Source organism: Bacillus sp. JJ664 (genome assembly GCF_036962205.1).
Classification (GTDB): Bacteria; Bacillota; Bacilli; order Bacillales; family Bacillaceae_G; genus Gottfriedia.
In genome coordinates, this window is record NZ_JBALMS010000114.1 from 282 (window position 1) to 24,007 (window position 23,726).

The window sequence follows — 23,726 nt, forward strand, 5'->3', positions numbered from 1 at the left end:
TTATTGGTAAGTTGTTCAAGAAAAAATACTTGACATAGAATGTTATGTTATACTAAATATTATAGAGGGACCTATGACTTATTTATTAAAAATTTCTTATAAAATTGTAATTTCATTTTAATCCATGAATATTTTTAAAATTGTCCATAATAGATATGAGTCAATAGAATTATTTTGGAAAAAGGTATACAATAATAAGTAAGTAGTATAACTAACAATACTTGGAGTGGCCAAGAAGGGGGACCTATAAATGTCTTTAGAAATGAAAACTCAATATGGAACGATCGAAATTGGTACTGATGTAATTGCTACAATTGCAGGTGGGGCTGCGGTTGATTGTTATGGTATTGTAGGAATGGCTTCTAAAAAACAAATTAAGGATGGACTGACTGAAATCCTTAAAAAAGAAAACTTTACTAAAGGTGTTATTGTGCGCCAAGTTGGTGAAGACGTAAATATCGATATGTACATAATTGTAAGCTACGGTACAAAGATTTCTGAAGTTGCAAACAACGTACAAAATAAAGTGAAATATACACTTGATCAAACTTTAGGATTATCAGTGGATTCTGTAAACATTTTTGTTCAAGGTGTTAAAGTAACAAACCTGTAAGACGCATTAAGGAGGAGAATTTGTGTCCATTAAACGTATTGACGGAAAATTATTTGCAGATATGGTGATTCAAGGTGCAAATAATTTAACGAAGAATGTAAAATTTGTTGATTCATTAAACGTATTTCCGGTACCAGATGGAGATACTGGAACTAATATGAATCTTTCAATTACTTCTGGTTCTAAAGAAGTAAAAGAAAAGCCGAATAGCCATGTAGGTAAAGTAGGTCAAAGCTTTGCAAAAGGCTTACTTATGGGTGCTCGTGGGAACTCAGGTGTAATCCTATCTCAATTATTCAGAGGGTTTTCTAAATCAATCGAAGCGAAAGAAACAATTTCGACTGTTGATTTTGCAGCTGCTCTTGAAGCTGGTGTAGAAACAGCATATAGAGCTGTTATGAAACCAATTGAGGGTACGATTCTGACTGTTGCAAGAGAAACGGCGAAAAAATCGGTAGCAATTGCAAATAATCATGAAGAATTTATTCCTTTCCTTGAGGAAACAATCGTAGAAGCAAAAGCGTCCTTAAACCGCACGCCAGATTTATTACCTGTTTTAAAACAAGTAGGTGTAGTAGATAGTGGTGGTCAAGGGTTAGTTCTTGTTTATGAAGGTTTCTTAGCGTCTTTAAAAGGTGAAGAAATTTCATTAGAAGGTGCTGAAGCAGCACTTTCACTTGAAGAATTAGTTGAAGCTGAACACCGTAATGTTCAAAGTATGTTAAATACAGAAGATATTGTATTTGGTTACTGTACAGAATTTATGGTTAAGTTTGAAAAAGAAAAATTACAAAAGCATCCATTTAATATAGATCAATTCCGTGATGAATTAAGCGCATGGGGTGACTCATTATTAGTCGTTGCTGATGATGAGATTGTAAAAGTTCATATTCATGCAGAGTATCCTGGTGAAGTTTTCAACTTAGGGCAACGTTTTGGTAGCTTCTTAAAACTGAAAGCAGAAAACATGCGTGAACAACATACAAATTTACTTCATGATGATCAAGTTGCAAACGTTCCTCACTCTACAAAAGAGTCAGGAAAGAGTGAGCAAAAACAGGAGTATGGTATTGTAACAGTAGCAATGGGCTCAGGGATTAAAACTTTGTTTGAAAGCATCGGTGCAACCGTTGTTATTGAAGGCGGTCAAACAATGAATCCAAGTACTGAAGATATTGTAAAAGCAATTGAGCAATGTCATGCTGAAAAGGTAATCGTACTTCCGAATAATGGAAACATTGTGATGGCTGCCCAACAAGCTGCTTCAGTTGCAGATTGCCAAGTAACTGTGGTACCGTCAAAAACTGTTCCACAAGGTATGACAGCTTTATTATCATTTAACCCAACGGCTTCATTAGATGAAAACGGTGAGGGAATGAAAGAAGCATTATCAACAGTTAAAACTGGTCAAATAACTTTTGCAGTTAGAGATACTGAAATTGATGGTGTTGAAATTACGAAAGATCATTTCATGGGTATTCTTGAAAGTAAAATTATTACGACTGATGCTGTTCAATTAGAAGCTGCAAAGAAATTATTAACAAAAATGATAGACGAAGATTCAGAAATCTTAACAATCTTACAAGGTCAAGATGTTAGTGATGGAGAGTTATCAGAATTAGTAAAATATGCAGAAGAAAACTTTGATCATGTTGAAGTAGAAGTCCATAATGGAAATCAACCATTATACTCATACATTTTCTCTATAGAATAATGACTTAAGAAGGGGAAACCCTTCTTTTTTTTATTTAAAAAAACTGATCTCGAAGTCAGAAGAGGTGCGGAGTTACCTAAAAGGTAATGAGCACCGCAAGCAGGCGAAACAATGAAGAAAGTGAGGGTTTGTCATCAGTCTGGGGCAACGCTTCTTCTTTTTAGTGTAAATAATTTAAAGAGTAATGTAAAATATCATAGAACTCTTTATTATTTCGTATTACACTATAAGTTGGACAACTTATTGTCTTTATTGTCATTTTTTGATGAGACTATTTGTTTTTACTATAGAGAAACTAAATGTAAACACGCTTTTTTACACTAAGGTAATGGGGGAAAAGTAATGAAGTATAAAAGTGTTTTTGATATTATTGGACCGATTATGATTGGGCCTTCAAGTTCACATACAGCAGGTGCAGCGAAAATTGGTCGTGTCGCAAGAAATTTATATGGCAAAGAGCCAAAAAACATCGTTATTTCTTTATATGGTTCATTTGCCAAAACATATCGTGGACATGGTACAGATGTAGCGCTTATTGGTGGATTACTTGATTTTGATACATTTGATGAGCGTATTCCTGAATCATTAAATATTTCTAAAGATAAAGGGATGACTGTGGAGTTTATCGAAGAAGATGCAATTACAGAACATCCAAATACAGTGAAAATTTCTATTCAAGATGACGTGAATCAGCCATTTGAACTAGTTGGTGTTTCCATTGGCGGAGGGAAAATTGAAATTGTTGAATTGAATGGTTTTGAATTAAAGCTTTCTGGTAATTATCCGGCGATCCTAGTTGTTCATAATGACCGCTATGGTTCAATTGCTGGCGTTACGAATGTGCTTATGAAATATGCAGTTAATATCGGACATATGGAAGTGTCTAGAAAAGAAGTAGGTCAAATCGCTTTAATGGCAATTGAAGTGGATCAAGACTTAGATGAAAAAATATTAAAAGAGATAGAATCTTTACCACATATTATACGTGTAACAAAAATGGTGGACTAAGAGAGGGGGAGCGTTATTATGTTCAAAAATGTAGCCGAGTTAGTAGAACTAGCTGAATCAAAAAATGTTAAAATTTCGGAAATCATGATTCAACAAGAAATGCTTTTTACAGGTAGAAGTCGAGAAGAAATTCTAGAAAAAATGGATCAAAATCTTGTCGTAATGGAAAAAGCGGTTGAAAGAGGATTAGCAGGTGTCCATTCGCCAACTGGTTTAACTGGTGGGGATGCGGTACTTCTTCAAAGATATATTGAAAAGGGAAATATGCTTTCAGGACATTTTCTTTTAGATGCAGTAAGTAAAGCGGTTGCAACAAATGAAGTAAATGCTGCAATGGGAACAATATGTGCAACGCCAACTGCTGGATCTGCTGGGGTTGTTCCAGGTACATTATTTGCTGTTAAGGAAAAATTACATCCGACTCGCATGCAAATGATTGAATTCTTACTAACTTCAGGAGCTTTTGGATTTGTCGTTGCAAATAACGCATCTATTTCTGGTGCTGCTGGTGGTTGTCAAGCTGAAGTAGGGTCTGCGAGTGGTATGGCTGCTGCAGCAATCGTTGAAATTGCTGGTGGGACGCCAAGTCAAAGTGCTGAAGCATTTGCAATTACATTAAAGAATATGCTTGGTTTAGTGTGTGACCCAGTTGCAGGTTTAGTTGAGGTTCCTTGCGTGAAGAGAAATGCGATGGGGGCAGCAAATGCGATGGTAGCAGCAGATATGGCATTAGCTGGTATAACTAGTCGTATTCCATGTGATGAAGTAATTGATGCGATGTACAGAATCGGTCAAACAATGCCATCTGCACTAAGAGAAACAGCTGAAGGAGGATTAGCGGCAACACCAACAGGCCGAGAATTAGAAGCAAAAATATTTGGTGTATCGCTAAAAAAATAGTGAGCTACGAACTAGAACAAAACATCTCAGTGCTAAGTGGTATAGGGGAAGAAACTGCGGCACTTTTAAATGAAATGGGTATTTTTACAGTCAAAGATTTAATTGAATATTTGCCATATCGATATGAAGATTATCGGAATAAAGATTTATCTGAAGTGAAGCATGATGAGCGCGTGACAGTAGAGGGTGTTGTGCATAGCGCTCCTCTTCTTCAGTATTTTGGGAAAAATAAATCTCGATTAACTTTTCGTGTATTAGTTGATCGTTATTTAGTTACAGTTATTTGTTTTAATCGACCATATTATAAAACAAAGCTAAATTTAAACGAACAAGTAACTGTTTCTGGTAAATGGGATCAACATAGACAAACAATTACTTTAACAGATCTTGTATTTGGGTCAAGAACAAATGCAAATGAAATAGAACCGGTCTATTCAATCAAAGGGAAAATGTCAGTAAAAACGATGCGAAAGTTTGTAGAACAAGCGTTTAAAAAATTCGGTCAATATATTGATGATTTGGTTCCGAATGAGCTAATGGTTAAATATAAGCTGATGAATCGAAAAGAAACAATGAGTTTACTACATCATCCTATAGATGCAAATAGTTTAAAACAAGCAAGAAGAAGCTTTGTTTACGAGGAATTTTTTCTATTTCAATTAAAAATGCAAGCTCTTCGAAAAATTCAACGTAATCAATCAAAAGGAATTCCGAAAGTTTTACACCAAGATAAAATCCAAGAATTAATTCAATCATTACCATTCCCTCTAACATCAGCCCAAAACCGAGTTGTGCAAGAAATATTCAATGACTTAGTAAGTCCATCCAGAATGAACCGATTATTACAAGGTGACGTAGGATCGGGGAAAACGGTTGTAGCAACTATTGCACTTTATGCATGTGCATTAGATGGCTATCAAGGTGCTTTAATGGTTCCCACAGAAATTTTAGCTGAGCAGCATTTCGAGTCTTTATCGAATTTATTACAGGAAACAAATATCAATGTAGCATTATTAACAAGTTCTGTTAAAGGTAAAAAGCGTCGTGAAATACTTGAGAGGTTAAAATTAGGAGATGTACATATATTAGTAGGAACTCATGCTTTAATCCAAGATGAGGTTCAATTTAATAAGTTGGGCATTGTTATTACGGATGAACAGCATCGTTTTGGTGTTGGGCAACGGAGAATATTGCGAGAAAAAGGATACTTTCCAGATGTTTTATTTATGACTGCAACACCAATACCTAGAACGCTTGCTATTACTGCGTTTGGGGAAATGGATGTCTCAATTATAGATGAATACCCTGCTGGACGTAAAAAGATTGAAACATATTGGGTTAAACAAGAAATGTTTGATCGAGTGCTAGGTTTTATTGAAAACGAAATTAAAAAAGGTAGACAAGCCTACGTTATTTGTCCACTTATTGAGGAATCTGAAAAATTAGATCTTCAAAATGCACTAGATTTACATAGTGTACTTTCTTTTCACTATAAAAGTATGGCAAAGGTCGGGTTAATGCACGGTAAGTTATCGTCATCAGAAAAAGATGAAGTAATGAAGGCTTTTGCAGCAAATGAAGTCCAAATACTAGTCTCAACAACTGTAGTCGAAGTTGGTGTAAATGTGCCGAACGCAACTTTAATGGTCATATATGATGCAGACCGTTTTGGTTTGTCACAGCTACATCAGTTGCGCGGACGTGTTGGTCGAGGTTCAGAACAATCATATTGCATTTTAGTTGGAGATCCTAAAAGTGAAGTAGGTAAAGAAAGACTGACAATCATGACGGAAACGAATGATGGATTTGAGTTATCTGAAAAGGATTTAGAATTAAGAGGACCTGGTGACTTTTTCGGTAAACAGCAAAGCGGAGTACCAGAATTCAAAATGGCAGATATGGTTCATGATTACCGAGCATTAGAGGTTGCAAGGAATGATGCAACCATGCTAGTTAATTCTAATGAATTTTGGAAAACTAACGAATATACGGTCTTAAGAGAGTACTTAGAACGAACGGGAATATTTGATTCAGAAAAATTAGATTAGTACTAGGTATTAAAAGTTTGTAAAAAACTATTGAAATACAGGGGTGTTTAATATACACTGTACTTAATACCTGGTCATAAATATAGTGTAGAGGTATGTAAAATGAGAAGAAGCAAAAAAGATCGTCATGAATTGTTAAAAAAAATAATAGAAGAAAATCCATTTATAACAGATGAAGATCTAGCGATTCAATTGTCTGTCAGTATACAAACTATTCGTCTTGATCGTCTTGAATTATCAATTCCTGAGTTGAGAGAACGCATCAAAAATGTTGCCACTCAGCAATTACAAGATGTAAAATCATTACCTGTCGATGAAATTATAGGTGAAGTGATTGATATTCATTTTAATGAAAGTGCCATTTCTATATTTGATGTGAGAGCAGAACATACTTTCAGTCGTAATGGCATTGCTCGTGGTCATCATTTATTTGCACAAGCTAACTCTTTAGCTGTAGCGGTTATTCACGATGATTTGGCTTTGACAGCTAAATCAAATTTTGTTTTTATTAAACCTGTAAGAACAAATGAACGAGTAATTGCAAAAGCGAAAGTGTTACCGCAAAGCGAAGATCCGAAGCGAAGATTAGTTGAAATCAATGGCTTTGTTGAAAATGAGCAAGTTTTTCATGGCTTATTTGAAATGTACCATCGAAGTATTGAAGAATAGGGAAGTGACAATTGATGAAATTAGCAATAGATGCAATGGGTGGAGATCATGCGCCAAAAGCGATCGTTGAAGGTGCAATGTTAGCGATAGAAAATTTAAATGATTTACATATTACTTTAATCGGTGATGAGTCGAAAATTAAATCATTTTTAACAAATGATAAGAACATCACCATTATTCATACAGATGAAGTGATTGAAGGGACAGAAGAGCCTGTTAGGGCTGTCCGTAGAAAGAAAAACGCTTCTATGGTTCTTATGGCAAATGAAGTCAAAGAAGGTAGAGCGGATGCTTGTATATCAGCTGGTAACACAGGAGCATTAATGACAGCAGGTTTACTTGTTGTAGGTCGTATGGAAGGTGTAGAACGACCTGCCCTATCACCAACAATGCCTACGCTTGATGGAAAAGGTTTTGTTTTTCTTGATGTAGGTGCTAACGTTGATGCAAAACCAAACCATTTATTGCAATATGCAGTAATGGCATCTGTGTACGCTGAAAAAGTAAGAGGAATAAAAAATCCAACTGTTGGCTTGCTAAATGTTGGAACTGAAGATAAAAAAGGGAATGAACTTACGAAACAAACTTTCCAATTACTGAAAGAAAGTAACTTGAACTTTATTGGAAATGTGGAAGCAAGAGATTTAATGAACTCTGTTGCTGATGTAGTTGTTACAGATGGTTATACTGGAAATGTAGCCTTAAAAGCGATCGAAGGAACTGCGCTTGCAATGTTTTCATTAATTAAAGATGCGATGCTTACAAGTTTTACAACTAAGCTTGCAGCAGCTGTATTAAAGCCTAATTTAAAGGGTATCAAAAAGAAAATGGATTACGCTGAATATGGTGGTGCTGCACTATTTGGACTAAAGGCACCTGTAATTAAAGCTCATGGGAGCTCTGATTCATTAGGGATTTATAGTGCGATTAAACAATCAAAAACGATGGTTGACCATAATGTTGTAAAGTTAGTAAGTGATCACATGGAAAATAATAACGAATTAAACACATAAGGGGGTCACTCCATTGGGTAAAGTGGCATTTATTTTTCCTGGTCAAGGATCACAAAAAGTTGGAATGGGTAAGGATTTAGTAGAGGCATATCAAGAATGTAATGCGATTTATGAAACTGCAAATAATCAAGTAGGTTTTAATCTGTCTGATCTTATTTTTAATGGCAATGATGAAGATCTAACTGTTACATATCATGCGCAACCGGCGATATTAACAACTTCTATTGCTTTATTAGAGAAAATAAAAGAAGCTGGGATTAAACCTGATTACGTTGCTGGGCACAGTTTAGGTGAATTTTCTGCACTTGTAGCTGCAGGGGCAATTTCATTTGAAGATGGTGTGAAACTAGTTCATAAACGTGGTAAGCTAATGGATCAAGCGGTGCCAGTTGGACAAGGTGCGATGGCTGCTGTCTTATTTTTAGCTCCTGATAAAATCGAAGAAGTTCTTACTGAAGTGAATAAAAAAGGTCATTCTGTTGGAGTGGCAAACTATAACTCACCTACTCAGGTCGTAATAACTGGTGATGCAGAAGGTGTTCAAATTGCTTCTGGATTATTGAAAGAAGCTGGCGCTAAGCGTGTATTACCGCTTAAAGTAAGTGGACCGTTTCATTCATCATTAATGAAGCCTGCAAGTGAAGATTTCCAAAATGAGCTTGGAAAAATAAATGTTGAGACATGTACTTACCCATTAGTTTCAAATGTAACTGCGAAGCAAATTACAGAGGCAACTGAAATTAAAGAATTATTAGTACAGCAACTTTTTTCACCGGTAAAATGGAATCAATCAATTCAAGAATTAGTGGAACTTGGCGTTGACACGTTTGTTGAAATAGGACCTGGTAAAGTGTTAACTGGTCTTGTGAAAGCAATTTCTCCTTCAGCAAAACTAGTAAATGTGTATGATGTTGAAACATTAAAGCAATTTCTACTGGAATGGGAGGAAATAAAAACATGTTAAAAGGTAAAGTAGCACTAGTTACAGGTGGTTCTAGAGGAATAGGTAAAGCAATTGCTTTATCATTAGCAAAAAACGGTGCAAACGTAGTTGTAAACTATTCAGGAAATGAAGAAGCTGCGCAAAAAGTAGTAGAAGAGATTACTGCTCTTGGCGTGAAGGCGATCGCATATAAAGCAAATGTATCTAGCAGTGATGAAGTTGCTGCTTTAGTAAAAAATACAGTTGATGAATTTGGAAGTATCGACATTTTAGTTAACAATGCAGGGATCACGCGTGATGGATTATTATTACGTATGAAAGATGCTGATTGGGACGCTGTTATCGATACGAATTTAAAAGGTGTATTTAATTGTATCAAGGCTGCGGCTAAATTTATGACACGTCAACGTAATGGACGTATTATTAACATCAGCTCAGTAGTTGGTCAAATCGGAAATCCTGGGCAAATGAATTATGTCGCTGCTAAAGCAGGCGTGTTAGGTTTAACAAAAACAGCTGCTAAAGAATTAGCTTCTAGAAATATTACAGTTAATGCAATTGCGCCTGGATTTATTGAAACTGATATGACAAATGAGCTGAATGAACAAATTAGAAATAGCATGTTAACGAATATTCCATTGCAATCTTTTGGCCAACCAGAAGATATTGCGAATGCAGTTGTATTCTTAGCAACTGATGCTAGTCGCTACATTACAGGCCAAACAATTAATGTTGATGGCGGACTTGTAATGAATTAGTTTGGCGTTTTCAACATTTTTATGTATAATTCATTAGTAGACAATCATTGGGGGGAGGTGAATAATAATGCAAGACGTATTAGAACGTGTATCAAAGATTATTGTTGACCGTTTAGGTGTAGAAGAATCTGAGATCGCAATCACAAGTCGTTTCAAAGAAGATTTAGATGCAGACTCATTAGACGTTGTTGAATTAGTAATGCAATTAGAAGATGAGTTTGAATTAGAAATTTCAGATGAAGATGCTGAAAAAATCGTCACAGTTGGTGATGTTGTGAACTACATAGAGAGCAACATGTAATGAGAAAAGTCCCGTATTTTGTACGGGACTTCTCATCATTTTCTCGAGTAAGTAGTCAAAGCAGCATATCCGATTGGTTTAGGTGGAGGTAAATATGCCGCATTCAAGAAGAGTTAGAGAATATAAATTATCTGATGTTGAAAAAGAAAATTTTATTAGGTTTCAAAAGGAAATTCAAATTACTTTTAGTAATGAGAGTTTACTAATACAGGCATTTACACATTCATCCTATGTGAATGAGCATCGAAAAAAACCATATGAAGATAATGAGAGATTGGAATATTTAGGTGATGCAGTGCTAGAATTGACGGTTTCACAATATTTATTTCAAAAGTATACAACGATGAGTGAAGGTGAGTTAACGAAATTACGCGCAGCAATAGTCTGTGAGCCATCACTAGTCAAGTTTGCAAATGAATTAGATTTTGGTCGTTATATTTTACTAGGACGCGGAGAAGAAATGACAGGTGGTCGAACTAGACCGGCATTACTTGCTGATGTATTTGAGGCATTTATTGGTTCTTTGTATTTAGATCAAGGATTACAAGTCGTAACAAACTTCTTATCTCTTCATGTATTTCCTAAAATTAATGATGGTGCTTTTTCGCATGTGATGGATTTTAAAAGTCAATTGCAAGAGTTTGTGCAAAGAGATTCCACTGGTTCAATTGAATATAAAATCTTACAAGAAAAAGGTCCTGCGCATAATCGTGAGTTTGTATCAAAAGTGCTTTTAAACGGTGAAACGTTAGGAATCGGAAGTGGACGTTCAAAAAAAGAAGCCGAACAACATGCTGCTAAAGAAGCATTATTGAAGCTAAAAGAGTCTAAATAGTAGATTTCTAGTAAAAAACAAGTAGAATCTTGTCAAAATTACTTAGAAAATGACGAATTCCCCCTTTTAAGGGGGAGTTTTTGTGTATATAATTAAATCAAAAAAAGGAGGAATTGAGTTGTTCCTCAAACGATTAGATATATTAGGATTTAAGTCGTTCGCTCAGCGAGTTAATATAGATTTTGTTAAAGGTGTTACTGCAGTAGTTGGACCAAACGGAAGCGGTAAAAGTAATATTACAGATGCAATCCGATGGGTTCTTGGAGAACAATCTGTTAAATCATTACGTGGAGCAAAAATGGAGGATATCATTTTTGCAGGTAGTGATGGTCGAAAACCACTGAATTACGCAGAAGTTACATTAACTTTAGATAATGAGGACCAGCAGTTACCACTAGAGTACAATGAAGTTAGTGTCACTCGACGTGTGTACCGTTCTGGAGATAGTGATTTTTATATCAATAAACAATCATGTCGCTTAAAAGATATTGTTGATTTATTTATGGATTCTGGTTTAGGTAGAGAAGCTTTTTCTATTATTTCGCAAGGTAAAGTAGAAGAAATATTAAGTAGTAAACCAGAAGAAAGAAGAGGCATATTTGAAGAAGCTGCTGGTGTATTAAAATATAAAAATCGCAAGAAAAAAGCAGAAGCGAAATTAAATGAGACACAAGAAAATTTAAACCGAGTTGATGATATATTATTCGAACTAAGTTCTCAAATAGAGCCTTTAAAAATTCAGGCCTCTATTGCTAAAGAATACATAGGTCATAAGGACGAATTAGAAGAGGTTGAAGCAGCTTTATTAGTTTTTGAGATTGAATCATTACATCAAAAGTGGGAAGAATTGAAAAAAGAAATTTCCCAGAATCAAGATCTAGAAATAGCATTATCTACTGAGATTTCTAAAGAAGAGTCGAAGCAACATGAATTACAAGAGAAGTTAAATGCATTAGATGAATCAATTGATCAGCTTCAACAAGTTCTGTTGACTGTTACAAAAAACTTAGAAAAATTTGAAGGTCAGAAAGAGTTGATGAAGGAACGTAAAAAAAATACTTCGACTCAATCTGAACAATTAAGAAACCAAATTGATGAGATTACAACTGGATTAAACGAACTTCAGGAATTAATTGAAGTAGAACAATCTAGGAAAAATACTTCTTTGCAAAATGTAAAAAAATATAGAAATGAAATACAACAAGTAGAGTCTGAAATCACTTCATATGAAGGTGATATTGAAGAACAAATCGAAATGATTAAATCTGATTATATTGAACTCTTAAATAAACAAGCTTCGATTAATAATGAGAGAACAATGTTAGAGAAGCAATTAGAGCAGTTTTCAGTAAAATCTAGTCGATTAGATGTGGAAAATGAAAAATACATTCTACAAAGAGAACAATTGAATCAAAAGAAAAGTGGGCTTTTAGAAGAGAAGCATGTATTTGAATCAAATTTAAAAGAGATTACTCAACAATTGGAATCTAATTCAAGAGAGTTTGAAGAAGTTTCAAATGAACTGAAAGAAAAAGAAGAATTATTGTATAAAGCATATCAATTTATTCAACAAACAAAATCCCGAAAAGAAACGCTTGAGGAATTACAAGAAGACTTTGCAGGTTTTAACCAAGGAGTTAAAGAGATACTAAAAGCTCGAGGTACAAAGCTTGAAGGGATTAAAGGTGCAATTGCAGAAATTATTTCAACGAACAAACAATTTGAAATTGCAATTGAAATCGCGCTTGGAGCAGCTACACAACAAATTGTCGTTCAAAATGATGAGCATGCTAGAAAGGCGATTCAATTTTTAAAACAGCAACGCCTTGGTCGAGCAACGTTTTTACCAATGAATATTGTTAAAGCGCGTACAATTCCAACTGGCGTAATAGATGGTTTGAAGAATCACCCATCCTTTGTTGGCGTTGCATCGTCACTTGTTAGCTTTTCGAGTGAATATGATCAGGTTATTCAAAATCTATTAGGTACTGTTTTAATTGCGCAGGATCTGAAAAGTGCGAATGAACTGGCGAAACATGTTGGACACCGTTATCGTTTTGTCACATTAGAAGGTGATGTCGTTAATCCTGGTGGTGCGATGACAGGTGGGGCTGTTCGTGCTTCAAATTCTTCTTTATTAGGAAGGCAGCGTGAGTTAGAAGAAATAACTGCTAAATTAATAGAGATGCAAGAAAAAACGCTCGTTGTTGAACGTGAAGTACAATCATTAAAAACACTAAAACAAACAAAAACAGTTGATTTAGACAAAATGAATGCAGCATTTATGCAAGAGAAACAAGCGCTTTCTCAAACGATGGATCAGTTAAAAAGCATCGAATTTGAAGAAAAGAATATTAATGATGCACTTGCGATTTATGACTTAGAAATGGGCAGTTCAGCTAGTGATCAAATGAGTGCGAAGTCTAGACTTGATGAATTGATTACGTTATCTTCTAATATTAAAAATGATATTTCTTCAAAAGAGCAAAGGATCAATGAGTTAACAGACAGAAAACAAAATCAAAAAGAAATCAAGGATGAACTTCAATCCAAACTAACAAATGCGAGAATTTTGTTAGCTGGGGAAGAACAAACATTAAATTATAGTACAGAGCGTATTCGTCAATTCGAGGAAAATGCTAAAAAACAAAAACAGCTTTTAGAAGATACAAAAGAAAAAATTATTTTCTTATCGAGTGAATTAATGACGAATGAAAATGGTAAAGAAGAACTTGAGAAAATGATTTCAGATACACGTAATGAATTTTCTAAAACGAATGAGATTATTTCAAAGCGTCGCCAGCAGCGTTTAGCATTTCAAACAGAGATTGAAGATTATGCTGGATCACTACGTGAAAAAAACCGTCAATATAAATCTCTATCAGATTTATTGAAACAACAAGAAGTAAATAGTAATCGTTTAGATGTTGAATTAGAAAATCGTCTAGAGCAATTAAATGTAACGTATATGACAACCTACGAAGCGGCAAAAATGAAATATACATTAAATCTACCTGTTGAGGATGCTAGAAAACGAGTGAAACTATTAAAACGATCTATAGAAGATCTTGGTACTGTCAATATTGGGGCAATTGAGGAATATGATCGGGTTTCTGAGCGCCATGATTTTCTTCAAGAACAACATACAGACTTGAATGAAGCAAAAATAACACTTCATAGCGTTATTAGTGAAATGGACGAGGAAATGACAAAACGATTTGAAACAAGCTTTAGTGCAATTCGAGAGAAGTTTCAAGTTGTCTTTACTCAATTATTTGGCGGTGGTCGAGCAGACTTAGTTCTGACTGACGAAGATAATTTATTATTAACTGGTGTCGATATCGTAGCGCAGCCTCCTGGAAAAAAACTTCAGAACCTAGGACTGTTATCAGGTGGTGAGAGGGCACTAACGGCAATCGCATTACTATTTGCGATTTTACAGGTTCGTCCTGTTCCTTTCTGTGTTTTAGACGAAGTAGAGGCAGCGTTAGATGAAGCCAATGTGGCGAGATTTGCTAAATTCTTAAGATACTTTAGTGAACAGACACAATTTATCGTGATTACCCATCGTAAAGGTACGATGGAGGAGTGCGATGTTTTATATGGTGTAACAATGCAGGAATATGGCGTATCAACATTAGTCTCCGTTCGATTAGACGAAGGTGAAGAACTATTGTCGAACGGTTAGTAGAAAGGTAGGAAGCTATGAGCTTTTTTAAAAAATTAAAAGAAACGATTTCAAAGCAAACAGAGACTGTAACCTCAAAGTTTAAAAGTGGGTTAGAAAAGTCGAGAAATAATTTAACAGAAGGTTTAAATGATTTATTTGCTAGATATAGAAAAGTTGACGAAGATTTCTTTGAAGAACTAGAGGAAATTCTAATCATGGCAGATGTTGGTGTAAACACTGTTATGGAATTAGTTGAAGAACTTAAATTTGAGGTCAAACGTAAAAATATTCAAGATCCAAAAGAGGTTCAGGAGGTTATTTCTGAGAAATTAGTTGAATTATACAAAGGAAATGACTTAGGTGATGAGTCATTTGAATTAAACATAAATCCAGATGGCTTAACAGTTGTACTATTTGTAGGTGTTAACGGAGTTGGTAAAACAACATCGATTGGGAAAATAGCACACAAACTGAAGCTAGAAGGCAAGAAAGTATTACTTGCTGCTGGAGATACTTTTAGAGCAGGAGCGATTGAACAGCTTGAAGTATGGGGAGATCGTGTTGGTGTTGAAACAATAAAACAAGCAGCAGGTTCTGATCCAGCGGCTGTAATGTATGATGCTGTTCAAGCTGCGAAGGCTCGTAAGGTTGATGTGTTACTTTGTGATACTGCAGGAAGATTGCAAAACAAAGTTAACTTAATGAAAGAGCTAGAAAAAGTAAAAAATGTCATTTCTAGAGAAGTTCCAGGTGCGCCACATGAAGTTCTTTTAGTAATCGATGCTACTACAGGTCAGAATGGTCTTGTCCAAGCGAAGACATTTAGAGACGCAACAAATGTTTCAGGGATTGTTTTAACGAAATTAGACGGAACAGCTAAAGGTGGTATTGTTTTAGCTATTCGTAACGAATTGAAAGTACCTGTTAAATTTGTCGGTCTAGGTGAACAAATGGACGATTTACAACCATTCCAAGCTGAGCAATTTGTTTACGGATTATTTGGAGATTTGATCAAAGAACAGGATTAAGAGAATCTTTTTAAATAGGCATGAGATGTGTATTCTAAATTTAGTCACATCCCATGCTTTTTTTCTATTCTCTATTCATACCATAAAGTAAAAATGCTTGACACGAGCAACGGTATTAGGTAAACTACAAATGTAAAGGCAATTCACTTAACAAGGGAGTGATAGTTTTGGCAGATCATACAATGTTAGATAAGACGATGAGAATCAATTATCTTTATGATTTTTATCAATCTCTGTTAACTCCAAAACAACAAAATTATATGTCACTATATTATTTAGATGACTATTCTTTAGGTGAGATTGCAGAAGAATTCAGCATAAGTAGACAAGCGGTTTATGATAATATAAAGCGAACTGAAGCAATGCTGGAGGAATATGAAGAGAAATTATTACTTCTAAAAAAGTTTCAACAACGTACTGAACTCTTAAATAAATTGAAAACTTTCTCTGAAAAGGGTAAAGTTGTAGATGACGAGTTACTTCGAGTAATCGAAGCGTTAGAGAAATTAGAATAAGGAGGACGGTTTTATGGCATTTGAAGGATTAGCCGACCGACTTCAAAAGACATTACAAAGAGTTCGAGGCAAAGGTAAAGTAACAGAAGCTGATGTCAAGGAAATGATGAGAGAAGTACGCCTAGCTTTATTAGAAGCTGACGTTAACTTTAAAGTTGTAAAAGATTTTGTGAAACGTGTTTCTGAACGTGCAATTGGTCAAGAGGTTTTACAAAGCTTAACGCCTGGTCAACATGTAGTGAAAGTAGTTCAAGAAGAACTTACAGCATTAATGGGTGGAGAACAAAGCAAAATTGCTGTTTCCAATCGCCCTCCTACTGTTATTATGATGGTTGGTTTACAAGGTGCTGGTAAAACGACTACTACAGGTAAGTTAGCTAATTTACTTCGAAAAAAGTATAATCGAAACCCACTACTAGTTGCAGCTGATATTTACCGCCCTGCGGCAATTAAACAGTTACAAACGTTAGGTAAACAATTAGATATGCCTGTTTTCTCTTTAGGAGATCAAGTAAGCCCTGTTGAAATTGCTAAACAAGCAATTCAACATGCGAAAGATGAACATCTTGATTATGTCCTAATTGATACTGCAGGTCGTTTACATATTGACGAAGGCTTAATGGAAGAGCTTGAAAAAATTAAAGAACTTTCTAAGCCGGATGAAATCTTCCTAGTTGTTGATGCAATGACTGGACAAGATGCTGTCAATGTGGCACAAAGCTTTAATGACCAACTTGGATTAACTGGTGCAATTCTTACGAAGCTTGATGGTGACACACGTGGTGGTGCTGCTTTATCAATTCGTGCAGTTACGAATACCCCGATTAAGTTCGTTGGTTTAGGAGAGAAACTGGATGCATTTGAACCTTTCCACCCTGAACGAATGGCTTCACGTATTCTAGGAATGGGCGATGTGTTAACTCTGATCGAGAAAGCGCAAGAAAACGTTGACCAAGAAAAAGCAAAAGAATTAGAACAAAAACTAAGAAATGCATCGTTTACATTAGATGACTTTTTAGACCAACTTTCTCAAGTTAAAAAAATGGGACCACTTGGAGACATTTTAAAAATGATGCCAGGTGCAAACAAAATTAAAGGATTGAATGATCTGCAAATTGACGATAAACAAATCGCTCATGTAGAGGCAATTATCCAATCTATGACAAAACAGGAAAAGATTCAACCTGATATCATTAATTCTAGTCGTAGAAAACGTATCGCAAAAGGTTCTGGTCGACCTGTACAAGAAATAAACCGTTTGTTAAAACAGTTTGAAGAAATGAAAAAAATGATGAAAATGATGGGTGGCGCGCAAAAAGGTAAGAAAAAAGGATTTAAATTTCCTGGCTTATTCTAACCAAGTTTTGCATGAAATTCCAACATTTAACATTGTTTCATAAAAAATTAATACTGTTAAGAAATTTTACTTTACAAACAGTATGAGTTTTTGATAATATACTAATCGTTGTAAATATTTTCGGAGGTGCTTTAAAAATGGCAGTTAAAATTCGTTTAAAACGTATGGGAGCTAAAAAATCTCCTTTTTATCGTGTAGTAGTAGCAGATGCTCGTTCTCCTCGTGACGGACGTTTCATTGAAGAGATTGGAACTTACAATCCAGTAGCTCAACCAGCTGAAATCAAAATTAACGAAGAAGCAGCATTAAAATGGTTAGGAACAGGTGCTAAACCATCTGATACAGTTCGTAACTTATTCTCTAAAGCTGGTATCTTAGAGAAATTCCACAACGCTCGCAACGGCAAGTAATATGGAAAAAAAGATGAATACACTCATTAATGCAATTGTTTCAAGTCTTGTAGATCATCCAGAGGACATTTCACTTCAAGTAAAAGAAGATGAAAACAATCTATACTTTCATTTACAGGTAAACCCTGAAGATGCAGGTAGAGTGATTGGCAAACATGGTAAAATTGCTAAAGCGATTCGTACTGTTGTATATGCAGCAAGTAATGAACATGCTAAACGTATTCACTTAGATATTCAGTAAAATTGACGGTCCTTGGCTATTGCTAAGGGCCGTTTTCAACATTAACAAGACATATCTATTTGTCGAATGGCTACAATAACGGTATTAGGCTTTTAAAAAATATTTATAGAGGTATAAAAATGAATTATTTAAATGTCGGTAAAATTGTTAATACACATGGTGTTCGCGGTGAAGTACGAGTTATATCAAGAACAGATTTTCCAGAGAAAAGATATAAAAAAGGCAATACACTATATTTATTTAAACAAAATGATGAGTCACCTCTAATANNAAAAATAACAAATCACAGAGTACACAAAAATTTTGATTTATTAACATTTGAAGGATTTGACTCTTTAAATCAAGTTGAACCTTTAAAAAATGGTATTTTAAAAATTACAGCGGATCAATTACATAGGTTAGAGAAAAATGAGTATTACTATCACGAGATAATAGGTTGTATGGTAGAAACAGTTGATGGTGAGGAAATTGGTAAAATTAAAGAGATTTTATCACCCGGAGCAAATGATGTGTGGGTTATTCAACGTAAAGGACAAAAAGACGCTTTAATTCCTTATATCGATCAAATTGTTAAAGAAGTTGATATAGAGAATAAGTTGGTCAAAATTGAATTAATGGAAGGCCTTCTATGATGAAGCTGGACTTTTTAACGTTATTCCCAGAAATGTTTGAAGGTGTATTACATTCTTCCATTTTGAAAAAAGCTCAAGAAAAAGAAGCCGTTGAGTTTCGTTGTGTTAATTTTAGAGAGTATTCAACGAATAAACACTCTAATGTAGACGATTATCCATACGGTGGTGGAGCAGGCATGGTATTAGCGCCACAGCCAATTTTTGATGCTGTCGATGATTTAGTCTCAAAAAGTGAAAACAAGCCTAGAGTAATCCTTCTATGCCCACAGGGAGAGAGGTTCACTCAACGCAAAGCCGAAGAGTTAGCTAATGAGGAACATTTAATTTTTATTTGCGGACATTATGAAGGATACGATGAACGTATTCGTGAACATATTGTGACAGATGAGATTTCAATTGGAGATTATGTACTGACTGGTGGAGAACTTGGGGCGATGGTCATTGCTGATAGTGTTGTTCGTTTAATTCCAGGGGTACTAGGTAATACAACGTCAAAAATTGAAGATTCATTTAGTACAGGATTATTAGAGCATCCGCACTATACTAGACCGGCTGAGTTCAGAGGGTTTAAAGTACCAAATGTGTTATTATCTGGTAATCATGCTCATATTGAAGAATGGCGTACGAAGCAATCTTTTAAACGTACGCTAGAAAGAAGACCTGATCTATTAGAAGACTATACTTTAAACAAAAAAGAAGAGAAATGGATGCAGCAAATTAAAGGCGAAATGAATCAGGAAAATTAGTTGCATACAAACTCGTAATATGTTAATATAACTTGTGGCTTGAGTAAATACTTAAGCCTTTATTCTCGGTGTTCCGCTGTGAGTGAATAAATCTTGTAAGAGCATCGGTTGAAAAGGGGAGCATAAATTATGCAAAATTTAATTAACGAAATTACAAAAGAACAACTTAGAACTGACTTACCAGCATTCCGTCCTGGTGATACTGTACGAGTTCACGTTAAAGTTGTTGAGGGTACTCGTGAGCGTATCCAATTATTCGAAGGTGTAGTTATTAAACGTCGTGGTGGCGGAATTAGCGAAACTTTCACAGTTCGTAAAATTTCTTACGGTGTTGGTGTTGAACGTGCGTTCCCATTACACACTCCAAAAATTGCTAAATTAGACGTTGTTCGTCGCGGTAAAGTACGTCGTGCTAAACTTTACTACCTACGTGCACTTACTGGTAAAAAAGCAAGAATTAAAGAACTTCGATAGTCTTTTGAAAGGAGCTTGTATTAAACAAGCTCCTTTTTTTCCAATTAATGTAGATATGATATAATAAAACGTAAATTAGTACATACATAATAGTGTGAAAAGAATTGAATATTAATGCCTAGAAATTGGTATTGTTATAATTGGAGGGATTAGTTTGAAGGAAAACAACGGTGGCGGAATTTGGGAATTAATCAAAACAATTTTTATTGCACTTATACTTGCAATAGGTATTCGAACATTCCTATTTACTCCAGTTCTTGTAGATGGAATTTCAATGATGCCAACACTGCAAGACCAAAGTAGAATGATTGTGAATAAAATCGTTTATAAATTACATGAGCCTGAAAGATTTGATATTGTTGTATTTCATGCAACAAAGGAAAAAGATTATATTAAACGTGTAATTGGTTTACCAGGTGATACAGTTGAATATAAAAACGATGTTTTATATGTAAATGGTAAAGCGTATAAAGAAGCGTATTTAAACGAATACAAAAAGGAAACAACAGATGGTCCTCTAACCGAAAACTTCAAATTAGAAGAAATCACTGGTAAAAAGACGGTACCAAAAGGTGAAGTATTTGTTTTAGGTGATAATAGAAGATTAAGTAAAGATAGTCGTATTATTGGAACAGTAGATCAAGATGAAATACTAGGTCGAGCTAGTTTTGTATTTTGGCCGTTTTCTGAAATAAAAATGGCAAAATAATGGAACTGTTCTTTACGTAAATATTTAAATGTATAAGAAGGTGGCAACATGACAATTCAATGGTTTCCGGGCCATATGGCAAAAGCTAGAAGACAGGTTACTGAGAAGTTATCAGTAATTGACGTTGTAATAGAATTAGCAGATGCTAGGGTACCAGCTGCTTCAAGAAATCCTATGATTGATGAAATAATCTCAAATAAACCTAGATTACTCTTGCTGAACAAAGCTGATTTAGCTGATCCTAGAACAACTCAAGCTTGGTTAGCACATTATCAAAAGCAAGGTGTCATGGCGATCGCGATTGATGCACAATCTGGTCAAGGACTAAAAGCAATTATTACTTCGTGTCAATTACTTACAAAAGAGAAATTCGATAAAATGCGAGCAAAGGGTATAAAGCCTAGGGCAATTAGAGCATTAATTGTTGGAATTCCAAATGTAGGGAAATCAACATTAATTAATAAGTTAGCTCGTAAAAATATCGCAAAAACAGGTGATCGTCCTGGTGTAACTCAAGCCCAACAGTGGATTAAAGTAGGGAAGGAAATTGAATTATTGGATACGCCAGGAATTCTTTGGCCTAAATTCGAGGATCAATTAGTTGGACTACGATTAGCTACTACAGGTGCGATTAAAGACAGTATCATCAATTTACAAGAAGTAATGGTATATGCAATAAAGTATTTAAGAGAGTATTATCCAAATGTATTAAAAGAAAGATATGATATGAGTGATGACATATTATTTTCAGAAGATGTCGTTCCGATTTTTGATCATATTGGAAGAAAACGTGGATTACTAATGTCTGGCGGTTTTATAGACTATGATAAAACATCTGATTTATTCCTACGAGAGTTAAGAGCGGGGAAATTAGGTAGACTTTCGTTTGAAAATCCAGCAATGCACCGTGAAGATGACAAAATATTAGAAGAAAGTGCGCAAGAATAGGCGTACTTTCTTCTTTTTTAATGAAATTTGAGGAGATTTTAACCGATATAGTTTATAAGGAGTAACAGGGGATGACACAGACTATCGAACAAATAAAAGTGATATTAAGCGATTTAACTGATGAAACAAGTGATGTTTTCATTGAATTAAAAAACGATCAACGCATTGGTGTTCAAAAGTTAGTAGCTAAATGGTATCGTGAACAAGAAAAAATAGTAATGGCACAAGTAAAGTTTCATAAGATGATGGAATATGAAAAAAATCTATACGGACAAAACATCACATTAATTGCTGGTGTCGACGAGGTCGGAAGGGGTCCGTTAGCTGGTCCAGTAGTAGCAGCTGCTGTCATTTTAGATCAAGAAAATGAGCTAATTGGATTAGATGATTCTAAAAAATTGTCAAAGGAAAAAAGACAATATTTCGTTGAGAGGATTAAAAGCGAAGCCATTTCATATGGAATCGGTATGGCAAGTTCAGTTGAAATCGATGAACTGAATATATATGAAGCGACGAAGCTTGCCATGAAACGGGCAATTGAACAATTACACAAAATTCCTGAACATTTATTAATTGATGCGATGAAACTACCAATGGAAATTTCACAGACATCAATCATCAAAGGTGATGAAACAAGTATTAGTATCGCAGCAGCGTCCGTATTAGCGAAAGAAACTAGAGATTCACTTATGGTCGAGCTTGCAAAAGAGCATCCTCATTATGGATTTGAAAAGCATATGGGGTATGGAACGAAAGAACATCTTGAGGCGATTGAGCAATACGGGATTATTCATGAACATCGAAAATCATTTGCACCTATTAAGGGAAGGTAAAGGATTGATACATTATGCAAAATGCAGGTATTTCAACCGTACTGGCGACAAATGCAAAATATTTTATACCTAACACTGAATTAAAAGAAGGACAAATTGTTGTCGGGAAAGTAAATGAGCTAGAAGAAGATGGTACTGCAAGAATTATTATTAATGGAAAAATTATTACAGCAACTGTTGTAGAAGAAGCATTATCAAAAGGTAAATTTTATTTTGAAGTTAAAGACTTTAAAGATGGTAAAGTCGAATTAAAAGTAATTAGTGAAATTAAGCAAAATGATCAAAAGAACTCTGCCCAAATTTTAAAAGAATTAGATATACCGATAACGAAAGATTCAGAAGCGGTTATTAAATTGTTTTTACAAAGTGAACGTGCAATCACAAAGAGCGAAGTGCTAGAAGTAATGAATCAGTTATTAAAATCACCTAATAAACAACTAGTATTAGATTCTCTTTCTTTTTTAATGAAGAAGAATTACCCGATTAATGGAACTTTATTACAAAGCTTGGTAACTAGTTCAGAGACCGACTTATCCAAGATTTTTTCAACTATAGAAAACTTGCCAAAAGAATTAACCAATACGAATGTTGGTAAACAGTTACATTCTATGATTAATTTATTGAAAAATAATAGTATGATTAATGACTTTCAACAAGAACAATTCCAATTAGGAATGCAATTAATAACGGATTCAAATGACGATACAAGCTTAGTTAATACATGGAATAAACAATTTACTACGAAGGAAATAAGTCAATCAAGGTCATTTGCACAAGAAGTGTTTCAAAATGTATTCAAGCTTGCAGAGCATTCTCCAACTGTTAGTAAGGCAATTTTGAATATAGTAAGTGACTTACCAGAGTTTAGCTCTGTAAAAACTGAGTTGACAAGAGTACCTTTAAATCTAGCGAACCAACTGTTTAGTGTAGAAGAAACTAGTTTAATAGATGATCAACAACTTCCATCTAGCTCTTTATTGCCACTTGGTAAATTAGAAATAAATGATATAAAAAATAAAATCGACACTTTTATGACGAAACATATTTCTAATGACCCAATTCATTCAGAAGAAAAAATAGCGTTTTTAACACAGGTTTTATCTACAATTAACGAGGATGGAAAATCTAATCAATTTACAAAGTTATTTTTACAAAACCAATTATTTAATGGGATGCATTCAAGTTCATCTGATCCGGTAAATGAACTATTTCAACTGTTAAGTAATGATAATATACAAAATAACGATGTAAATGCAGAACAAATGACAAAACAAATTAAAAATCATCATGATTTAGTTGGATTTAATACTGAAAGTAAAATACGTGACCTATCATCATTAAATAAAGCAATAATGAATGAA

At 34.6% G+C, this 23,726-nt stretch carries 24 protein-coding genes; all 24 read left to right on the forward strand.

Annotated features, from left to right (window positions below; genetic code table 11):
- The first annotated feature begins 250 nt into the window (after nucleotides 1–250).
- A complete protein-coding gene (locus tag V7056_RS16375) occupies nucleotides 251–613 on the forward strand; it encodes an Asp23/Gls24 family envelope stress response protein (RefSeq protein ID WP_087998578.1) in 363 nt (120 codons plus the stop codon).
- 22 nt (nucleotides 614–635) lie between these two features.
- Nucleotides 636–2,327, forward strand: a complete 1,692-nt coding sequence (locus V7056_RS16380) for a DAK2 domain-containing protein (protein ID WP_499703491.1) — start codon at nucleotides 636–638, stop codon at nucleotides 2,325–2,327.
- 342 nt (nucleotides 2,328–2,669) lie between these two features.
- Nucleotides 2,670–3,335, forward strand: coding sequence for an L-serine ammonia-lyase, iron-sulfur-dependent subunit beta (sdaAB, locus tag V7056_RS16385; RefSeq protein WP_499703492.1), 666 nt, complete (start codon nucleotides 2,670–2,672; stop codon nucleotides 3,333–3,335).
- A gap of 18 nt (nucleotides 3,336–3,353) precedes the next feature.
- Entirely contained in the window at nucleotides 3,354–4,235 is an 882-nt protein-coding gene (gene sdaAA, locus V7056_RS16390; RefSeq protein WP_499703493.1) for an L-serine ammonia-lyase, iron-sulfur-dependent, subunit alpha, read from the forward strand.
- A complete protein-coding gene (recG, locus tag V7056_RS16395; RefSeq protein ID WP_499703494.1) occupies nucleotides 4,235–6,283 on the forward strand; it encodes an ATP-dependent DNA helicase RecG in 2,049 nt (682 codons plus the stop codon). The genes sdaAA and recG overlap by 1 nt, the downstream gene beginning before the upstream one ends.
- Nucleotides 6,284–6,385: 102 nt before the next feature.
- Nucleotides 6,386–6,952, forward strand: coding sequence for a transcription factor FapR (fapR, locus tag V7056_RS16400; protein ID WP_499703495.1), 567 nt, complete (start codon nucleotides 6,386–6,388; stop codon nucleotides 6,950–6,952).
- A 14-nt stretch (nucleotides 6,953–6,966) separates the two neighbouring features.
- Nucleotides 6,967–7,965 carry a phosphate acyltransferase PlsX gene (gene plsX / locus V7056_RS16405; RefSeq protein ID WP_499703496.1) on the forward strand — a complete coding sequence of 333 codons (999 nt, stop codon included), beginning with the start codon at nucleotides 6,967–6,969 and terminating at the stop codon, nucleotides 7,963–7,965.
- 13 nt (nucleotides 7,966–7,978) lie between these two features.
- A complete protein-coding gene (fabD, locus tag V7056_RS16410) occupies nucleotides 7,979–8,929 on the forward strand; it encodes an ACP S-malonyltransferase (RefSeq protein ID WP_499703497.1) in 951 nt (316 codons plus the stop codon).
- Entirely contained in the window at nucleotides 8,923–9,666 is a 744-nt protein-coding gene (fabG, locus tag V7056_RS16415; protein WP_087998570.1) for a 3-oxoacyl-[acyl-carrier-protein] reductase, read from the forward strand. Before fabD ends, fabG begins: the two co-directional genes overlap by 7 nt.
- Nucleotides 9,667–9,733: 67 nt before the next feature.
- Nucleotides 9,734–9,967: an acyl carrier protein gene (gene acpP / locus V7056_RS16420; RefSeq protein WP_087998569.1), complete on the forward strand. Its 234-nt coding sequence runs from the start codon at nucleotides 9,734–9,736 to the stop codon at nucleotides 9,965–9,967.
- A gap of 94 nt (nucleotides 9,968–10,061) precedes the next feature.
- Entirely contained in the window at nucleotides 10,062–10,802 is a 741-nt protein-coding gene (rnc, locus tag V7056_RS16425) for a ribonuclease III (RefSeq protein ID WP_499703498.1), read from the forward strand.
- 118 nt (nucleotides 10,803–10,920) lie between these two features.
- Nucleotides 10,921–14,490: a chromosome segregation protein SMC gene (smc, locus tag V7056_RS16430; RefSeq protein WP_499703506.1), complete on the forward strand. Its 3,570-nt coding sequence runs from the start codon at nucleotides 10,921–10,923 to the stop codon at nucleotides 14,488–14,490.
- Nucleotides 14,491–14,507: 17 nt separating this feature from the next.
- Nucleotides 14,508–15,500 carry a signal recognition particle-docking protein FtsY gene (gene ftsY, locus V7056_RS16435; RefSeq protein WP_499703499.1) on the forward strand — a complete coding sequence of 331 codons (993 nt, stop codon included), beginning with the start codon at nucleotides 14,508–14,510 and terminating at the stop codon, nucleotides 15,498–15,500.
- A 182-nt stretch (nucleotides 15,501–15,682) separates the two neighbouring features.
- Nucleotides 15,683–16,015: a putative DNA-binding protein gene (locus V7056_RS16440; protein WP_499703507.1), complete on the forward strand. Its 333-nt coding sequence runs from the start codon at nucleotides 15,683–15,685 to the stop codon at nucleotides 16,013–16,015.
- 13 nt (nucleotides 16,016–16,028) lie between these two features.
- Nucleotides 16,029–17,372, forward strand: a complete 1,344-nt coding sequence (gene ffh, locus V7056_RS16445; RefSeq protein WP_499703500.1) for a signal recognition particle protein — start codon at nucleotides 16,029–16,031, stop codon at nucleotides 17,370–17,372.
- Nucleotides 17,373–17,509: 137 nt separating this feature from the next.
- Nucleotides 17,510–17,782: a 30S ribosomal protein S16 gene (rpsP, locus tag V7056_RS16450; protein WP_025569022.1), complete on the forward strand. Its 273-nt coding sequence runs from the start codon at nucleotides 17,510–17,512 to the stop codon at nucleotides 17,780–17,782.
- A 13-nt stretch (nucleotides 17,783–17,795) separates the two neighbouring features.
- Nucleotides 17,796–18,023, forward strand: coding sequence for a KH domain-containing protein (locus V7056_RS16455; RefSeq protein ID WP_087998621.1), 228 nt, complete (start codon nucleotides 17,796–17,798; stop codon nucleotides 18,021–18,023).
- 119 nt (nucleotides 18,024–18,142) lie between these two features.
- A complete protein-coding gene (gene rimM, locus V7056_RS16460) occupies nucleotides 18,143–18,655 on the forward strand; it encodes a ribosome maturation factor RimM (protein ID WP_499703501.1) in 513 nt (170 codons plus the stop codon).
- Entirely contained in the window at nucleotides 18,655–19,401 is a 747-nt protein-coding gene (gene trmD / locus V7056_RS16465; protein ID WP_499703508.1) for a tRNA (guanosine(37)-N1)-methyltransferase TrmD, read from the forward strand. Before rimM ends, trmD begins: the two co-directional genes overlap by 1 nt.
- Nucleotides 19,402–19,530: 129 nt before the next feature.
- Nucleotides 19,531–19,875, forward strand: coding sequence for a 50S ribosomal protein L19 (gene rplS, locus V7056_RS16470; RefSeq protein ID WP_087998564.1), 345 nt, complete (start codon nucleotides 19,531–19,533; stop codon nucleotides 19,873–19,875).
- A gap of 148 nt (nucleotides 19,876–20,023) precedes the next feature.
- A complete protein-coding gene (gene lepB, locus V7056_RS16475; protein ID WP_087998563.1) occupies nucleotides 20,024–20,584 on the forward strand; it encodes a signal peptidase I in 561 nt (186 codons plus the stop codon).
- A gap of 48 nt (nucleotides 20,585–20,632) precedes the next feature.
- Nucleotides 20,633–21,532 (forward strand): ribosome biogenesis GTPase YlqF, encoded by a 900-nt coding sequence (ylqF, locus tag V7056_RS16480; RefSeq protein WP_499703502.1) that lies wholly within the window; start codon nucleotides 20,633–20,635, stop codon nucleotides 21,530–21,532.
- Nucleotides 21,533–21,603: 71 nt separating this feature from the next.
- Nucleotides 21,604–22,365, forward strand: a complete 762-nt coding sequence (gene rnhB / locus V7056_RS16485) for a ribonuclease HII (RefSeq protein ID WP_499703503.1) — start codon at nucleotides 21,604–21,606, stop codon at nucleotides 22,363–22,365.
- 14 nt (nucleotides 22,366–22,379) lie between these two features.
- Nucleotides 22,380–23,726: TP0910 N-terminal domain-containing protein (locus tag V7056_RS16490; RefSeq protein ID WP_499703504.1), on the forward strand; the 1,347-nt coding region annotated here is incomplete at its 3' end.

What these genes read in the sequence shown, in the direction of transcription:
- ffh (WP_499703500.1), top strand. Translation starts at nt 16,029, where the DNA reads ATGGCATTTGAAGGATTAGCCGACCGACTTCAAAAGACATTACAAAGA.
- plsX (WP_499703496.1), top strand. Translation starts at nt 6,967, where the DNA reads ATGAAATTAGCAATAGATGCAATGGGTGGAGATCATGCGCCAAAAGCG.
- sdaAB (WP_499703492.1), top strand. Translation starts at nt 2,670, where the DNA reads ATGAAGTATAAAAGTGTTTTTGATATTATTGGACCGATTATGATTGGG.
- sdaAA (WP_499703493.1), top strand. Translation starts at nt 3,354, where the DNA reads ATGTTCAAAAATGTAGCCGAGTTAGTAGAACTAGCTGAATCAAAAAAT.
- rpsP (WP_025569022.1), top strand. Translation starts at nt 17,510, where the DNA reads ATGGCAGTTAAAATTCGTTTAAAACGTATGGGAGCTAAAAAATCTCCT.
- trmD (WP_499703508.1), top strand. Translation starts at nt 18,655, where the DNA reads ATGAAGCTGGACTTTTTAACGTTATTCCCAGAAATGTTTGAAGGTGTA.
- rplS (WP_087998564.1), top strand. Translation starts at nt 19,531, where the DNA reads ATGCAAAATTTAATTAACGAAATTACAAAAGAACAACTTAGAACTGAC.
- V7056_RS16375 (WP_087998578.1), top strand. Translation starts at nt 251, where the DNA reads ATGTCTTTAGAAATGAAAACTCAATATGGAACGATCGAAATTGGTACT.
- fabG (WP_087998570.1), top strand. Translation starts at nt 8,923, where the DNA reads ATGTTAAAAGGTAAAGTAGCACTAGTTACAGGTGGTTCTAGAGGAATA.
- ftsY (WP_499703499.1), top strand. Translation starts at nt 14,508, where the DNA reads ATGAGCTTTTTTAAAAAATTAAAAGAAACGATTTCAAAGCAAACAGAG.
- fapR (WP_499703495.1), top strand. Translation starts at nt 6,386, where the DNA reads ATGAGAAGAAGCAAAAAAGATCGTCATGAATTGTTAAAAAAAATAATA.
- V7056_RS16455 (WP_087998621.1), top strand. Translation starts at nt 17,796, where the DNA reads ATGAATACACTCATTAATGCAATTGTTTCAAGTCTTGTAGATCATCCA.
- rnc (WP_499703498.1), top strand. Translation starts at nt 10,062, where the DNA reads ATGCCGCATTCAAGAAGAGTTAGAGAATATAAATTATCTGATGTTGAA.
- ylqF (WP_499703502.1), top strand. Translation starts at nt 20,633, where the DNA reads ATGACAATTCAATGGTTTCCGGGCCATATGGCAAAAGCTAGAAGACAG.
- V7056_RS16440 (WP_499703507.1), top strand. Translation starts at nt 15,683, where the DNA reads ATGTTAGATAAGACGATGAGAATCAATTATCTTTATGATTTTTATCAA.
- acpP (WP_087998569.1), top strand. Translation starts at nt 9,734, where the DNA reads ATGCAAGACGTATTAGAACGTGTATCAAAGATTATTGTTGACCGTTTA.
- rnhB (WP_499703503.1), top strand. Translation starts at nt 21,604, where the DNA reads ATGACACAGACTATCGAACAAATAAAAGTGATATTAAGCGATTTAACT.